This window comes from Alteraurantiacibacter aestuarii, assembly GCF_009827405.1.
Taxonomy (GTDB): Bacteria; Pseudomonadota; Alphaproteobacteria; order Sphingomonadales; family Sphingomonadaceae; genus Alteraurantiacibacter; species Alteraurantiacibacter aestuarii.
The window spans coordinates 581,850-597,640 of the sequence record NZ_WTYY01000002.1 but is presented as its reverse complement, the minus strand read 5'-3'; the positions used below and the strand labels follow the sequence as shown (position 1 = coordinate 597,640).

Below are 15,791 nucleotides of genomic sequence, written 5' to 3'. Positions count from 1 at the left end.
TCCTCCTCTCAATTATTACGAGTTTCGTCAACTGTAATAATGCAGTTGACTTCCGGGCCGTTCTCAGCGCCATTGTCAACGCAAGTTCCGGCCTCGACGGTGGCCTGCTTCTTGAGCGGAAGGTCGTAAACGACGGTGGCACCGTAACGGTGCGGAGCGTGCGGATCATGGCGCGCCTTGTCCAGTGTCAAAACGCGCGTGCCGAGCGAGAATGCCTCGCCGATATCGTGGGTTACCATCACGACGGTCAGCGAATAATCGCTCCACAAGCGCGTTATCAGCGCGTGCATGTCGGCCCTGATGCCGGGATCAAGCGCGCCAAACGGCTCGTCCAGCAGCAGGAGTCTGGGCCGCTTGATCAGCGCTTGGGCAATTGCCAGACGCTGTTGCATACCGCCAGACATCTGGGCCGGGTAAAGATGCAGGTTGTCGCTCAGGCCAACAGCCGCCAGCATCTCTTCCGCCTCTGCTTCGGCAGCCCGGCGGCGCGCGCCGAACAATCGTGCAGTCAGCGGAGCCTGCGCGCATTCGAGACCGAACACGGTGTTGCCCAGAACCGTCAGGTGGGAAAACACCGAATACCGCTGGAACACCACGCCGCGGTCAGGCTCACATTGGGGTTTGAGCGGCTCATCGTTGAGCAGGATGGTCCCCTTGGTCGGCGCTTCCTGCCCCAGCAGCACGCGCAGCAGACTGCTCTTGCCTGCTCCTGACGGGCCAATGATCGAGACAAAGGAGCCCGCCTCGATATTGAGGTTGATCCGCTCCAGGACCACCTTGTCGCCATATTCGACCCAAACGTTCTGGAGGCTGAGCAGCGCGTTCAATGGTTTGCTCCATGAGCCCAGCGGAACAGGCGGCGACTGGACCAGTTCAGAAGAATGTCCGTCGTCGCGGCGAGCAGCGCTATCCACGCCACGTAAGGCAGGATCACGTCCATCGCCAGATAGCGGCGGACCAGGAAGATGCGATATCCAAGCCCGATATCGGAGGCGATCGCCTCTGCCGAGATCAGGAAGACCCACGCCGGACCAAGCGACAGGCGCACTGCCTGGATCAGCCGCGGCATGGCCTGGGGCAGGGCGACCCGCAGGATCAGTTGCCAGGTGCTTGCGCCCAGTGTCTGCGCCTTGACGATCTGCTCTCTGGGCAAGGCGGCCATATGGGCAGCAATGTCGCGGATCATGAAGGGCGCCACGCCGATGACGATCAGCGCCACCTTGGCGGTCTCCCCAAGTCCGAAGGCAATGAACAGTATCGGCAGCAATGCGATTGGCGGGATAACTGCGATGCCGGTCACCAGCGTGGAAAAGGTCGCGCGGACAGGTGGCAGTATGCCCAGCAATATCCCCACGATCAGAGCGGCCAGCGTGGAGATGGCTATCCCCAGGCCAAGACGCTGCAGACTGGCGAACGTGTCTGCCCAGAACAGGAGCCTGCCAGACAGGCGATCCGGTTCAAACACCAGCCCCCACATGGCCTGCACCATGGCGCCGGGAATGGGCAAAATCTTGTCGCTGGGATTGATCGCGTGGCGATCAGCAGAGACCACCAGATAAACCATCAACAGGACCAGGATCGGAATGGCGCCGAGGAGCAGGCTGTTGCGGCGCCCTATGTTACGGTTCACCCAGCGCATAACATTCCGATCAGGATCTTGCTGTCAGCCAGTTTCAGCAGGTCACAAGGCCCCATCTGCGGCCATTTGCATGTAGGTTTCGTCGAAACGCAGGGTGATGTGATCCGGATCGCCCAGGGTCTTGCCTCCCGGAAACGCCATGCCGATCGCATCGGCAGAACTTGCCCCCTGGCCGAACAGTCCCTGCGAGAAGCTGAAGTCGCGCACACGCGTCATCGTCTCGATCAGCGCCGCGTCCGAAGTGGCCGCGACTGCCGCCTGCGGCTCTGTGTAGAGATAAGTGGTTGCAAGCTGGCCCTCGAAATTCTCGAGCGTTGTACCGGCAAGCTCGGCCATCGCCGCACGTGCCGCTCTGCCCTGCTCGTCCTGCCTTTGCATCAATGCGGTCGTCTCGTACCAGATGCCAGCCAGGGCCTTGCCGAGGTTGGGATTGGCCTGGAGCGTCGCCGTGTCGACGACCAGAAGGTCAAGAATCTCGCCCGGGATATCAGCGGAACTGAACACTTCGTTCGCGCCGGGTGTCTGCCTCATCGTCGAGAGCTGCGGGTTCCAGGCGACTGCGGCGGTCACGTCGGGCGAGGTGAAGGCGCTGGCGATATCCGCGTCCGAGGTGTTGACGGTCCTGACATCAGTCATGGACATGCCGACCGATTCGAGCCCGCGGGCGAGCAGATAGTGGGATACCGAAAGCTCGACCAGATAGACCTGTCGCCCCATGATTGCGCTGAGGCTGTCGGAGCCCTTCAGGAGAATACCGTCATTGCCGTTGGAATAGTCGCCGACGATAATTGCGCTGGTGTCCTTCCCGCCCGCTGCGGGGATGGTGAGGGCGTCCATGTTCGCAACGGTCACGCCGTCAAGCTGACCGGCGGTATACTGGTTCACCGACTCGACGTAGTCATTGACCTGCACAATGTTGATCTCAATGCCGTATTTGTCGGCCCACTTCTTCACGATGCCGGCCTGATCGGCATAGGCCCAGGGCATCCAGCCGGCATAGATCGACCAGCCGATGCTGAACTCGGTTCGTGGTGCTGCTGTTTCCTCGGCTGTTGGTGAGCAAGACGCTATGACGAAGGCGCATGCCAGTATCGCTACTGCCCCCGCGCGACGGATCTTGTTGAGCATGGTTGGTTTCCTTTCGCACTTGCAGCATTGCCGCAAACCAACGCATTGTCCATCGGAAATGTATTACCATTGTTATTTTTCGTAATATCCATATGAAGGCAGTTGTTCGCGTGGGCGGCAGCAGTTGCGCCAGCACCACGAATCGCCTGGGAGGGCTTGCATAGAAGGCTTACGCGCGCCGCCGATCTGGTGGCCTTGCTCGGAGTATTCGATGCCTCAGTCGCCCACATCCAGCTACAATCCGGCCCTGTCCGGTAACTCGCAATCCGCGACATCGCGCAGCTATCCCAATGGCAATCCGGTTCTGGGATATAACCCGGTCGGCGCACGCAACACCGATTCCGCCGTGCCGCTGCATGGCGCCGGGCCTGTGGTGCATGACTATGCCTGCGAAGAGGCGGCGGCGGGCAGTCTCTCCTTTCGCTGGACATATGGCTCCAACGTCGCGGCCACAAATCGCGATCCGCGGGTGCAGGTGGTGCAATATAATGAGGACACTTTCGTCATGCGGCAGAACGTCTGCGTGCATTGGGAAGCGCCTTTCACCTATCTGCTGTTCGGCAACGATGGCGCCCTGCTGATCGATACCGGCGCGACCGCGAATGCCAGCCATTATCCGCTGCGTGAGACGGTGGATGCGATCGTCACCCGCTGGGGTCAGGCACGCGGACGCACAAGCGTGCCGTTGACTGTTGCGCTGACATCGGCCGAGGATATCGCGCAGAACCAGGGGCTGGTGCAGTTTGCCGGTCGGCCGGACACCATGATCGTTCCCAAGCCGCTGGAGCTTATGAAGCTGCATTATGGCGTCAGCGCCAGCTGGCCTTCGGGCAGTGGCCATATCGATCTGGGCGACCGCGTGATCGAAGTGATCCCCACACCCGGCTCGCACAAGGACGGGGTGAGCTTCTACGATCCCTATTGTGATTTCCTGTTCACCGGCGACCTGCTGTTTCCGGGCCGGATCAACATCAGCAATGATCGCGACTTTGTGGCGTCGCTGGAACGGCTGACTGCCTTTGCCGCGCGCAATCCGGTCAAATGGCTGCTCGGCGGTCATATCGACATGATGTTCTTGCCGGGCAAGTACTACCCGCGCTTCAGGAACTTCAAACCCTATGAGCGGGTGCTGGAAATGACGCCCGACCTGATTGGAGAGGCACTGCACCACGCGCGTGAGATCGCCGGGAAAGAGACGATGCTGATCCGGCCCGATTTCGTGCTCTTCAATGGTGTCAGCCCCGATCAGAGGTCGCAGGTTTGGCCCGAGGGTGTGCCCAATATTGAAGCGCCCCGACCCTTCTGACGACTGAAAGGACCATCATGGACCGTCGTGCCTTCATTTCATACAACGCGGCGATCGCCGTCACTCAGGTGGCAGGCGTAGCGCTGACGACCCGAAGCGAAGCAGCAATGGCCGCCACGCGCGCCCAGGACATCGATTTCAAGAGCAATCTGCCCGCACCCGGAAGCTTCCCCGACCGGTGGATATGCGGTTCGTCGTCCTGCATGGACAACACCGATCCGCCCGTTCACGTCCATTGGTACAATGCGCACACCGCCATTCTGAGGCAGAACAAGGCCTACAGCTACGAAGCGCCGTTCGCACCGCTCTATTTCGGCAATGACCGGGTACTCCTGCTCGACGAAGGCTTTACCCAGCTGCGCAACGACTGGGATCTGCGCGGCGTCGTCGACGAATGTATCGACGAGTGGTGCGCGCGAAATGGCCGCGACCCTGCCAGCATGGAACTGCTGGTCGCCTTCAGCCACCTTCACGCAGACCACTATGCCGCCACCAACCAGTTCGCGGACCGTCCCCGCACGCGCTATATGGGCCTGACCCATGAGGAGATGGTCGGCTTCTGGGGCATGACCAATTTTCCGGAGGAGCGTGTGACGCTCGACCTGGGCGGGCGCGAGATTCTTATCTGGGGTTCGCCCGGCCACGTGGTCTCGGAATTCGCCTATTACGACAGCTACACCCAGATCCTCTACACCGGCGACATGTTCTATCGCGGGCGCTGCTACATCAGCTTCTGGGAACCGTGGTTCGACAGCATGACGCGGCTGATCGAGTTTGTTGATACCCATCCCGTGACCCATGTCATGGGTTGCCATGTGGAGATCAGCAAAGACGGCGAGGACTACCCCTACGGGGTCACCTATCAGCCCGACGAGGCGCCGGTGCAAATGACCTTGCAGCAACTTCGCGAGGCATATGACTATGCCAAGACGATTACCGAGCCGGGCATCTATTTCACCGGCACCGTGTTCCTCTGCAATCAGACGCGCAGCATGACCACCATCGATGTCAATCCATACCGTTACAGTTGAGCCAAGGCAGGCTCGCCGCAGGAGAACCTTAATGAAACAGATCGTTGCTCTCGCCTTGCTGTGTACGGCAGCGTGCTCTTCGGAAACGCCGGAGGTGCCGGAAGCCACCCCGCTTCCCTTCACCGAAAACGCCATGGCGGTGCCCGGCTTTGCCGATTTCCTGCTGGTTGACGGGGATACGGTGTGGACCACCAACGATGGCCGCATTGAACAATGGTCCACCGACGGCAAGCTGGCCGCGGTGGAGATTGCCCGCCCCTGCGGCACGATGGCGATGGCCGAAGGCTCGCTGTGGGTCGGCAATTGTGAAGGTGGCGAAGTCTACCGGATCGATCCGGTCACGGCGCAGGTGGTCGCAACCATTCCCGCCGGCATCGGGCCGAGCGGGGAGCAGAACGTCGTCGCTGGCGCGGGATCCGTCTGGGCTCCGGATCAGGCGGCGGGCAAGATCTCGCGGATCGATCCCGCAACCAATACGGTGGTCGCCTCAATCGATGTCGCACCCGGTACAACCTATCTCGCATTTGGCTTCGATGTTGTGTGGGCCGTTAGCGGAGAGGGGCAGTCACTTCAGCGGATCGATCCGGCAACCAATACCGTGACAGATACGATATCGCTGGGCGAGATGCCCGGCTTCCTTGCCGCAGGCGAGGGCGCGGTCTGGGTGCAGGAGCAGGGTGCAGGCACGGTTGCCCGGATCGATCCGGCCACTCGCGCAGTGACCGATCGCGTGACCGTCGGCGAAAACCTTAAATGGGGCGATATCGATACTGGCGGCGGCAAGGTCTGGCTGCGCACGACCGATGACCAGACATTCGTGGAGATCGATGCGGAGACGATGGAAATCCTCGCGCGTGTCGGCGCCGCCGAGGGCAGCGGCGCGCTGCGCTACACGCCGGACGGCATCTGGACCAGCGCGCATGATGTTCAAACACTGACCTGGTGGACCAGGAAATGATGCACCCCCGGGGCCAGCTGACAGCGTCTCCTGGCCCCGGGCATGATTCGACAATCATCGCCTGCACTTGTTGCATCTGGATGACGCGGGAGCATGACGGGGATGTCGGAATGGCCGGAATGCAGCGCCAAAGAAGCGCCAAAGAGGACCAAAAATTCAATGATTCCCGCACTTGCGAAGCTTATTCGCAGTTGCAGCAAAAAGCCTGATTAATACTCTTGACGCATTCCGTAATATCTATACATTTTCCCTTGTCGCCACAGAGAACGACAGAAACAGGGGAAGAGGATCTGCAGGATTGGGCCGGCTTTCGGCCTAATATGGAGATTGTCTATGGATCGACCGTCGGCCAGCTATACGTCCCCTGAGGATGCCTGCGCTGCTGAGGTTGTGTCGGCTTCCATCGAGAATTCAGCCAGCGAACTCATGGCCGACAAGGCCAGGGAAAGTCCGTTAAAGCGGACCCTCATCAATCTGGTGCCACCTGCGACGCTTGTGTTTGTCGTCTTGAGCTGGATGCTTCTTCCCAGGTCGATAACCGAAAGCGAATGGTCGCTCGTCGTCGCCAGCGCAGCCATCACCTTCTTCGTGCTGGGCCTGGAGCAGGTTCTCGAACGCCACAAGAGCTGGCGCCTGAACCGCAAGGAATTCGCCACCGACCTTTTCTACGTCATTCTGATGGCCACCGCGATCTCGTGGGCGGCGCAGACCTTCGCCGATCAGCCGCTTGTCTCGCTCAAGGAATCGCTCGGCATTGCCACGCCCTGGGTTTTGGCCATGCCGTTCCTGTTGCAGGTCGCCCTGGTGGTCTTCCTGATTGAGTTCGGTCAGTACTGGATGCACCGGCTGATGCACGACTGGTATCCGGCCTGGCTGACCCACGCGCCGCACCACCACATTACCCAGCTCAATGCGATGAAGGGGGCGGTGGGCAATCCCATCGAACTCTTCCTGATCAGCCTGAGCGTTATTGCGCTGTTCGATTTCGATACGGTCGCCTTGTTCTGCGGCATCAACGTGCTCAGCGTGATTTCCGTCTTCGCGCACGCCAATGTCCGCTCGGACCCGCCAGTGTTTTACTCATACGTCTTCACCACGATCCGGCATCACAGCCTGCATCACACGGCGCTGAGCTATGAGGACACGCGTTGCAACTACGGTAACTCGCTGATCCTGCTCGACCGGATCTTCGGCACCTATCGTGAAGGTGAGTCCGAGATTGTGGGCCAGGATGAGCGCAGGCGGCTGACAATCTACGAGCAGTTCCTGTTCCCGTTTCAGCCGCTGATCCAGAAATACAATGCAAAAAGGAGCAAGTCGGCATCGGCCGATACTTGAGAAGTGCCAGCCATAGGAGTGCAAATTAAAATAATCAGACGGGATCGCGTCAACAGATACATAAACGAGAGCGTAATTCCCGAATAACGGTAAGCGGGCAGCTCAAAGCATCCACAAATAGAATTCGTCAGACTTCGGCATGCGTGCCGAGGTGCGGGGGAATTCAACCTAAATGAGGGACTAACGACAATGAGAAATTGCGCAAAACTAAGACTCGGGATGCTCTCGGCGACTATGTTCACCAGCGCCATCACCGCCATTCCCGCCTTTGCCCAGGAACTGGCGACGACCGAAGCCGTGACCGATGATGCCATCTTCGTCACGGCCACAAGGCGCACCACGACGCTGATGGACACGCCGATCAACATTTCCGCGCTCGGTTCAGAAGAGATGGATCGCCAGCGCATCGATGACCTGCGCGACATTGCCGACTTCACCCCCGGCCTGACGGTGTCGGACACCGGCGCGGGATCGACCGGCACAGTGGTGATGCGCGGCCTGAACGCATCCGACACAGGCGACGGCGGAGCGATTTACGATGACGCGCTGGGCATCTACCTTGGCGAAGTTCCGCTCTATTACGATTTCAAGCTGATCGACATCGCTCGCGTTGAGACACTGCTGGGGCCGCAGGGTACGCTCTATGGCCTGGGTACGCTGGCCGGCGCGATCCGCTATATCCCCAACCGTCCGAACACCGACTATATCGAAGGTGCTGCGCATGGCCGCACCTATTTCATGTCACATAGCGGTGACATCGGCTTTCAGGCTGACGGCATGCTCAACCTGCCGATCGTGCGCGATCACATCGCCTTTCGAACCGCCACCGGCTATTATTCCAATGCGGGGTTCATCGATTATCCGCTGCTGGTCAATGAACCGGGCGTATCGCTGCCCCAGCCGGACGGCCCCACCAGCATTTCGGATGCCGGTTACGCAGCGAACCTGCACCGCGAAGATGATGTGAACTTCGAACACACCTTCACCTCGCGCAACCAGATGCTGCTCCAGACCACCGAAGACCTGCAACTGCTGCTTACCTATGCCTATCAGCGGACTACCACCGATGGCGCGCAGTCGAACAGTGCGGGCGTTCTGGGAACCGGACGATATGAAAACGCCAGCCGCTTTATCGAGCCGGTGGAGCGCAGCGCGCATCTCTTCAGCGCCGAACTCAATGCCAATGTCGCCGACATCTTCGATGTGGTGGCCACCGTCGCCCATACCAAGGTCAAGTTCCACGACAGCGCCGACGTGACCGATCTGCTGCTTGATCTTGATTACGATTATGAGCTGTTCCCGGCTTTCGCCGGCTACACCGACTCCCAGAGAAACCGGGACCAGAACAATGCCGAAATGCGCCTCGTATCGGCGCATGGCGGGCCGGTCAGCTGGGTTCTCGGCGGCTTTTACAACGAGAACAAGTATCAGAGCGACTACGCCGAACGCATCCCGAACCATCCCTGGGTCGATCCCACGACCAACCCGGAAGCTCTGGAATATGTGAGCTACATCACTTCCAAGGTGACCGAGAAGGCGATCTTCGGTGAAAGCACGCTGGAGGTCACGCCGGAATGGCAGGTCACTGCCGGTGCGCGCTATTTCAAATACACCTCGACCATTGCCGGGGCGGCTGCGCTGCCGGTTCTGGGTGACCCGCTCAGCCCGTACGACCTGCCTGCCAACGGTGGCGATGCGGCGAAGGATGGCTGGGTGTGGAAGCTCAACACCTCATATGAATTCTCACCGGATCTGATGGTCTATGGCACGTACAGCAAGGGCTATCGCATCGGCGGCCCGAACCGCGTTGCTCCGTGTCCGGCCGACATCACGCCCGGCCAGCAGATCATTTGCGCTCTGCCGGATGAATTGCAGTATGGCCCGGACACGACCAAGAACATCGAACTGGGTATTCGCGGACAGTTGTTCGACCGGCTGCTGTCATTCAGCTTCAACGTGTTCCACATCGACTGGCAGGGCATCCAGGTCGACTCCTCCACGCTCTACGGTGCCACGGGCATCACGGTGAATGGCGGTTCGGCCAGGTCGAAGGGCTTCGAGACGTCTTTCCAGCTGCGCCCCACGCCCGAGCTGACGATCCAGGGCACCTATTCCTACACGGACGCCATCCTGACCGAGGACGTGCCGGGCATCATCACCATTCGCACGACGCCCAATAATTACGACAACCGCTTCAGCCAGCTTGATGCCTTGTCAGGTGACCGCCTGCCGGGCTCTGCCAAGAATTCCGGCAGTCTGGGCGTGACCTATATGACACCGCTTGCCGATGGCGACCTGATCGCAAACTGGACCACAACCTACCGCGGCAGTGTGGTTTCACGGATCGGCTGGGACCGTGCCTATGGCGACCTGCTGCCCAGCTATGTCACCCACCGCGCATCGCTCACCTATGACATGGATGACTACAGTATCAGCCTGTTCGCCAACAACATCTTCGACAAATATGCGGTCGTGTCGGTCGCCAATGACCGGTCGCGGATCGGCGTGAATGATGGGGTGGCGGTGCGCTACTATCGGCAGGCGGTGCTTACTCCGCGTACCGTTGGCATCGAAGGGCGCGTGAGGTTCTGACAGGCTGACTACCCATTGAGCAGGAACGGGGCGCTTGCCGGACATCGGCAGGCGCCCCATTTCATGTGCAAAATTGGTGCAAACAGCGGCGCAAACAGCGGCTAGTCCAGCGCGATGCCCTGCTCTGTAAACCAGTCCCGGATCGGCGCCAGCGCCTCCTCGTGGATACGCCACTTGCCCACGCCATCGGCATTCAGCGGGCGGCGGACCTGCGCGGCGCTGGGTGTCGCAACCGCAGCGGCGTTCTCATGAAATGCGAGGCAGGCCGCGTCCCATCCAAGGCCGCAATGTTCGATCAGGCGCCGGGTCTGCACTTCCTGATCGGCCACCAATTGTTCGTAGGACAGCTGCAGCACGCGGCCTGGAAACAGCCTCTCCCACATGCCCATCAGGCGGCTAAAGCGCGCATAATATCGGGCCGTATCCATGAGGTCATAGGAATAGGCGTAATAGGCGGACCGGCTGGCGAAGAGGTTCTTGTAGTTGCTCCACACCGTGTCCATCGGATTGCGGCGCAGGCATACGATGCGGGCATTGGGCAGCGCCCGCGCGATGTGTCCTGCGTACAGGAAATTGGCCGGCAACTTGTCGGTAAAGCGTGCGGTGCCCCGGGGCCGGTGATGGTGGGCCTGCGCGAGATAGGCGTCACCGATAGCGGCCGGGTCGATGGCCGCGCTTGCCATGATCGTCTCCCTGTCGATGACAGTGCGCGATGGCGTTCCCGCCAGCTTCTTCACGGCAATCGGCATGGCCTGCAACTCTCCCGCCGACACCACATCGCGGTGAGATGAGAGGATCCGGTCGACGAGCGTCGTGCCTGTTCGGGGCATGCCGATCACGAATATTGGCGCGTCATCGGGATTGCCCCCGCCTTGATGCAAAGCACTGTTGCGCTGCGCAAAAACGGTCTCGATCGCGTCGAAAATCGCGGCGTCCTGGGCAAAATCGTATCGGAGCGAGAGCTTGTGTGCGCTGTTGGCGGCAGACAGGTGCCCGAACGCCTCGGGGTCACCGATGTCCTCCAGTTCCTTTGCCAGCGCATAGCGGATGCGCAGTGCCTCGCCAGGTTCGCGGGCCTCGGCAAGGGCGGTCTTGAGCCTTGTTACGTGGTTCGCATCTGCTGTCTGGCGAGACAGAATGGCGACAGCATAATGCGCCCGCGCATTGCCGGGATCCGCGGCGAGAATGGCCTCATATTGCGCACCGGCTTCGGCCACCCGGCCGGTATAGCTGCTCGCTGCCGCCAGATTATATCGATAATCGAGGTTGTCCGGCTCTGCCGCCACCGCGCATTGAAAGGGCTTGATCGCACCCTCATGGTCACCAAGCCGGGTGAGAACGCAGCCGATCGTATCGAAAGTCCGCGCATCGCCGGGCGCCAGCGCCATTGCCTCGCGTGCAGCATCGGCGGCTTCGCCATCGCGCCGCAAAAGGATCAGCAGCCTGGCCAGCTGGGCCAGATATTCCGCCTTCGGCCCACGCACGGCCGCCGCCTGGACAAGCGGCACCGCTTTGCCAATCTGGCCGGTCTCGGCAGTCGCAATTCCCAACAGGAAATAGCCCTCTGGTTGATCCTTGTCCTGAAGAATCAAAGACTTGGCGGTATCCGCTGCCAGTGAAAAATCGCCTCGCCCAAGTGCAGCCCTCGCTCGCGCTTCAAGCGTCACGAGGCACTTGCCAGCAAGCTGCGCAGATGGTGAATTTTCAGGGTGTGATCTTGGTCCAGCGACCGCGTTCTGGCTGCGAATGGCTCCATTCGCCCAGCATATTTGCGCCTTGCCGGTTAGGCAACGCAATATCCCGCGCGGACCCGCTTATGATGGCGGGCGGCGAGCGGCAAAACCGTCCATAGTCCGGCGGGGTTGCGCCGGACCATGGAAGTTTGAAGAGCCAGTTTTCAACCTCGCTCAAACCTGCAATCGGGCATTTGCCCGGCCGAAGGTCTCAGCGGTTGGAGGCGAACTGTTCGTGCGCGGTGTTCGCTGCCATCCGGGTTTCGATCTGGTCGCGGATGTCTGCGAGAACCTCTGCACGGCACTGGCGCGCGCTCGCGGCCAGGGAAAGGTGCACATTCTCGAGCCGATCGCCGCAAACCGCACGGGCGGCTGCGTCCATACGGATGGCGAGGCTGCGTTGCCCCGCTTGTGTCGCGAGGTCGAGCCCGTCGAGCCGAAGCATCGCGCTTTCCTGAACAAAGGGATCTTGCGTAGTATTTGCCATGGCCGGCGCCGCAATCGCGAACGCAGCCAAGGCCAAAAGACCTGCTTTCATCGTCGTTTTCTCCTGCGTTTTACTTATTACCGCTCTGCGGCGGCTATGGATCACATATGCACGCGCCAGTCGGCTGACAAGGATCAACTACAGGAGAAAAGGGCTTACGGAGACCTGACTTCCAGGAAAGCGAGGCTGGAGATATCGCCCAGAAGGCCGATCGGAAGGCTGGTGCTGGCAGAGGTGACTTGCGCCGTCTCCGGGTCAAGCAGGGAGACTTCGATCGTTCGCGCATTGGGGGCGGACCATTGCCGCACTGTTTCGATCGGCAGGCGAACTTGCCAGTCCTGCCCGCCATCGGCGGTCACGACTTCGCCGTTGAGCCTTACGATCGATGCCGGATCATCGCGATAACCGGAAATCTGCAGGCAGCTCTCTTCACCGCAGCGCACCAGTTTCGTGCTGGGTTCACGTTCTGCCAATGCGGGTGATGCGGCACTGCAGATCGCGACCGCGCCAGCCAGCACTATCCCATGCTTGCGGAGAATAGGGCTTCGCGCCGCTTTGGGCATATGCTGAAGGGTTTGCGAGAGAAGGGATCGGTAGATTGCACTGCGCTGCATCGAGAGTCTCCTCACAACGCGCCTGAAACAGGCGCGCTATTTGCTGACACTCTCCCATTGATATGGTTCTCCAGAACCTGGAGACGAAGCTACAGATAACACTAAATTGGTCAAGCGTAATATTCGGCAGCGGGCATGGCACGCGGATTTCTGGGCGAATTTTCACAAACCGTCGCCCGGTGCTCCTGCCACCCTGTCACCCCATCCCCCCGGCTTGCGCAGGGGCTCTGGTTCCTTCAGCCGCCGAGGCCTTCCTTGCCGACATCGAGGCGGGCACCCACGGGAAGAGCCCGGGCGCCGAAGCCGGGGGGAGCATTGCCCCCGCTTGCAGCCGTCAGGCCGGCATCGTTGTCGACTACGAGCTTGGCCCACAGCGTGTCGCCATCCTTGAACCAGGAGGTTTCGCTGGCCTCCCGCAGCGCCGCCAGGCTGGGCTTTTCCACGCCCCCGGTGGCGGCGTTGAACCCGGGAAACTCGAAAATCACCGACGAGCCGTCATCCATTTCGGTCAGGGTCAGGGACAGCGCATCCCGCGACGTCTCGACCCGTACTTCGGCGTCAGAGCCGATCGTGGTTTCCCCGGTATATTCGAACCGCTTGCCCCTGCGCTGCAGGATGATCGGTTCGGTAATCGGGCCACTCTCGAACCCGCTGAAATTGCCGGCGATGCTGAACCGGCCGATGTCCGCATCGCAGATGGCGGCATTCCAGCTCGCCTTGATTTCGCAAGTTTCCTCATCCGACGCGATGCCGTTGTCGATAACGATGTAGGCACCGGGAATGCCGCCGATCGAGCCATCCAGATCACGGAACGCCGCGCTTCGGTAGGCCGCACTGCGGCCATAGTCGGACGCCCAGCGGCGCTGGATCGGGGGGAAGCTGACCGGCTGGGCGTTGACGAATGTCAGGCCCTCGACCGAGTTATCGGTGCTCATGCCGAAGCTGGTGAACAGCAGGTAGGAAAGCGCACCTGCATCGCGCAGGTCGTTGGATACGTAGTTCACGAAGGTTGTGTTCACCACTTCGTGGTGGAAATCGTAATATTCATAGCCGCGGATCGGGAAGTCCGCCGATGCGGCCGGCAGGCTGCGGCCATAGGCCACTTCCTCGGGCGTGCTTGGGTTTCCGATATTGGCGCTCTCTCCCACGAACAGCGAGTCGACTACCCGTGAGGTGAACGGGGCAATACCCGGAATACCGGACGCATGGGTGAAGCCGATGGCGTTGTCGGCCAGTTTCAGATTGGTGTACAAGTGGTACTCGCCGCGCCCCCAGATGGCGCCGTTGCGGTTCTTGTAGCCGGTGAAATTGTCGAACACCGAAACCACCAGCCCGCTGTTCGTATCGGTTGGATCGGCGTAGCTGGTAAGGTTGGGTCCGGCGATACCGAACCTGCCGTCTGGCCCGGGGCCGCGGTCGAGCAGGAATCCATCGAAATTGGAGTGGGCGACATTGCCGCTGAACTCGCGCACCTTTGTCCGTCCGGGCCAGGTGTTGGCGCTGATCTCCGTGCCTTCGAACTGGCCGGTCGGATGTGTGGGAAAGGCCATCCAGAAGCCGATCTGGTCCGACCCCGCGGCCACGTTGTCGCGGTAGATGTTGTCAGGATTGGTGATCCAGAAAGTGGACACGGTATTGTCCGAAGGGATCAGGATATGCTCGGCAGATTGCCCTTCGGTGGACTGATGCGCCAGGACAAGGTTTGTCGGCTGGCACGGCAGTGTCGGGTGACACTTGGTCTGGATGCCGAGGTTGCGGACGAACTGGTTGCCCGTTTCGATCCCGTCTTCCAGAAAGAAGCAGTGACCCACGGTGTTGAAGGTCACGTTGTTTTCAACCTGCACATTGTTGGTGCCGTGCACCGTCACGCAGCGGCTGAAGGTGTCGTGGATCGCCGCGTTGCGGACATATTGCCCCTGACCCTCTCCGATCAGATGCCAGTGGATCGGGTAGCGCGCCAGGTTCATGTGCTGGCCCATGCGCGTCAGCTCGACCCCATCGACGTACATCTCGGACCCGACCATCGCCATGATGTGCCCGCCGAAGTAATTGCTCTCGGAATCCTCCGATGCCTGAATGCGGATGTTGCGCGTCAGCAGGCCCACTTCGCCGCGCTCGTCCACGCCGAAGGTGATCTCACCGAAGTGCATGTATTCGAGAGGCTGATCCAGCGTCAGCCTGTTGCCGCTGATGGCTGCAATGTGGCGCCTCTCGGCCTGGCGGGGATTGAAGTCGGTTGAGGCAAGGACGATCTCGTCGCCTGCACGCCAGCCACTGGCGTCGAGCACCTCGATTTCGCTGCTGCCGGCCTCGGCAGTGCGGGCGAGCTTGCTCCAGCTGTTTTCACGGTTGCCGTGCAGGTTCAGCGTCCCGCGCATGAGCATGATCCCGCGATCGCCCATGGTGTTGATGTCTTCGCCGGGGACATTGTCGGTCAGCGTGATCGTGGCATTGCGCGTGTGCGGCCTGGCTTCGGTGCCAATCTCAAGTTCGCCGCCGGGTACGTAAATCCACTCGGTTTCAAGGCTGATGTCGAGATCGTCCGAGAAGCGGAGCTTGCCATTTACCGTCAGGCTGCGCAGCGCGGGCGGATTGACGTCGAGCAGAACGTCCATGTCGCGGGCAATCGTGACGGCATCGCCTGCGCCCGGCACCTTGCCGTCCGGCCAGGTGGCGGGATCGGACCAGCGCAAGGACCTGACTGCTGAAGGAGCCGCTGGCTCTTCCATGGCGGCGTGGGCGTGGTTCTCCTGGGCAGCAACTCCGGAGCCTGCGCCCAGCGCAAGTGACACAGGAAGAAGCGACGAAAAAAGGAGCAGGCGAGACTGCTTGGCCATGACGATTATCCCCTCGGTCGGGACTATGTGTCCCGCTCTTTTTATTCAGGCGATCCTGCAACAGATAGGTCTGTTTGCCAAGGTCCCTATCAGCTGTGTTTCGAGGGTTTTTGTAATTGATTGTAACA

Annotated in this window: 12 protein-coding genes; 5 read left to right on the top strand and 7 right to left on the bottom strand. The window is 60.6% G+C overall.

Annotation, left to right across the window (positions count from 1 at the left end):
• Positions 1–8 precede the first annotated feature (8 nt).
• The 3 genes from GRI32_RS05320 to GRI32_RS05310 are packed head-to-tail and all read right to left on the bottom strand — an operon-like array spanning position 9 to position 2,767.
• The gene (locus GRI32_RS05320) at positions 9–827 is read right to left on the bottom strand and encodes an ATP-binding cassette domain-containing protein (RefSeq protein WP_160590148.1); all 819 of its coding nucleotides are present in this window, start codon (positions 825–827) and stop codon (positions 9–11) included.
• Positions 824–1,639 (bottom strand): ABC transporter permease, encoded by an 816-nt coding sequence (locus GRI32_RS05315; RefSeq protein WP_160590146.1) that lies wholly within the window; start codon positions 1,637–1,639, stop codon positions 824–826. The genes GRI32_RS05320 and GRI32_RS05315 overlap by 4 nt, the downstream gene beginning before the upstream one ends.
• Before the next feature lie 42 nt (positions 1,640–1,681).
• On the bottom strand, positions 1,682–2,767 hold the full coding sequence (locus tag GRI32_RS05310; protein ID WP_160590144.1) for a putative urea ABC transporter substrate-binding protein: 1,086 nt from the start codon (positions 2,765–2,767) through the stop codon (positions 1,682–1,684).
• Between the two features lie 211 nt (positions 2,768–2,978).
• On the opposite strand from GRI32_RS05310, the gene GRI32_RS05305 reads away from it, so the two are divergent.
• From GRI32_RS05305 to GRI32_RS05285, 5 genes are all read left to right on the top strand, one after another.
• Complete coding sequence (locus GRI32_RS05305) at positions 2,979–4,073, top strand: MBL fold metallo-hydrolase (RefSeq protein ID WP_160590142.1); 1,095 nt, start codon at positions 2,979–2,981, stop codon at positions 4,071–4,073.
• A gap of 17 nt (positions 4,074–4,090) precedes the next feature.
• Entirely contained in the window at positions 4,091–5,104 is a 1,014-nt protein-coding gene (locus tag GRI32_RS05300; RefSeq protein ID WP_160590140.1) for an MBL fold metallo-hydrolase, read from the top strand.
• 31 nt (positions 5,105–5,135) lie between these two features.
• Positions 5,136–6,062: a Vgb family protein gene (locus GRI32_RS05295; protein WP_160590138.1), complete on the top strand. Its 927-nt coding sequence runs from the start codon at positions 5,136–5,138 to the stop codon at positions 6,060–6,062.
• Positions 6,063–6,395: 333 nt separating this feature from the next.
• The gene (locus GRI32_RS05290; protein ID WP_419866759.1) at positions 6,396–7,400 is read left to right on the top strand and encodes a sterol desaturase family protein; all 1,005 of its coding nucleotides are present in this window, start codon (positions 6,396–6,398) and stop codon (positions 7,398–7,400) included.
• A 234-nt stretch (positions 7,401–7,634) separates the two neighbouring features.
• Entirely contained in the window at positions 7,635–9,992 is a 2,358-nt protein-coding gene (locus GRI32_RS05285) for a TonB-dependent receptor (protein WP_237437384.1), read from the top strand.
• Positions 9,993–10,093: 101 nt separating this feature from the next.
• Here the strand turns inward: GRI32_RS05285 and GRI32_RS05280 are convergent, their stop codons facing one another.
• The 4 genes from GRI32_RS05280 to GRI32_RS05265 form a co-directional block, all read right to left on the bottom strand.
• Positions 10,094–11,659 (bottom strand): sulfotransferase, encoded by a 1,566-nt coding sequence (locus GRI32_RS05280; RefSeq protein ID WP_160590132.1) that lies wholly within the window; start codon positions 11,657–11,659, stop codon positions 10,094–10,096.
• A gap of 277 nt (positions 11,660–11,936) precedes the next feature.
• The gene (locus GRI32_RS05275; protein WP_160590130.1) at positions 11,937–12,263 is read right to left on the bottom strand and encodes a UrcA family protein; all 327 of its coding nucleotides are present in this window, start codon (positions 12,261–12,263) and stop codon (positions 11,937–11,939) included.
• Positions 12,264–12,367: 104 nt separating this feature from the next.
• On the bottom strand, positions 12,368–12,685 hold the full coding sequence (locus GRI32_RS05270; protein WP_237437383.1) for a hypothetical protein: 318 nt from the start codon (positions 12,683–12,685) through the stop codon (positions 12,368–12,370).
• Between the two features lie 377 nt (positions 12,686–13,062).
• On the bottom strand, positions 13,063–15,519 hold the full coding sequence (locus tag GRI32_RS05265) for a G8 domain-containing protein (RefSeq protein WP_160590128.1): 2,457 nt from the start codon (positions 15,517–15,519) through the stop codon (positions 13,063–13,065).
• Positions 15,520–15,791: the final 272 nt, after the last annotated feature.

Excerpts from the sequence above, each read along its gene's own strand:
- GRI32_RS05315 (WP_160590146.1), bottom strand. The coding sequence starts at position 1,639 with ATGCGCTGGGTGAACCGTAACATAGGGCGCCGCAACAGCCTGCTCCTC.
- GRI32_RS05310 (WP_160590144.1), bottom strand. The coding sequence starts at position 2,767 with ATGCTCAACAAGATCCGTCGCGCGGGGGCAGTAGCGATACTGGCATGC.
- GRI32_RS05305 (WP_160590142.1), top strand. The coding sequence starts at position 2,979 with ATGCCTCAGTCGCCCACATCCAGCTACAATCCGGCCCTGTCCGGTAAC.
- GRI32_RS05300 (WP_160590140.1), top strand. The coding sequence starts at position 4,091 with ATGGACCGTCGTGCCTTCATTTCATACAACGCGGCGATCGCCGTCACT.
- GRI32_RS05295 (WP_160590138.1), top strand. The coding sequence starts at position 5,136 with ATGAAACAGATCGTTGCTCTCGCCTTGCTGTGTACGGCAGCGTGCTCT.
- GRI32_RS05290 (WP_419866759.1), top strand. The coding sequence starts at position 6,396 with ATGGATCGACCGTCGGCCAGCTATACGTCCCCTGAGGATGCCTGCGCT.
- GRI32_RS05285 (WP_237437384.1), top strand. The coding sequence starts at position 7,635 with ATGTTCACCAGCGCCATCACCGCCATTCCCGCCTTTGCCCAGGAACTG.
- GRI32_RS05275 (WP_160590130.1), bottom strand. The coding sequence starts at position 12,263 with ATGAAAGCAGGTCTTTTGGCCTTGGCTGCGTTCGCGATTGCGGCGCCG.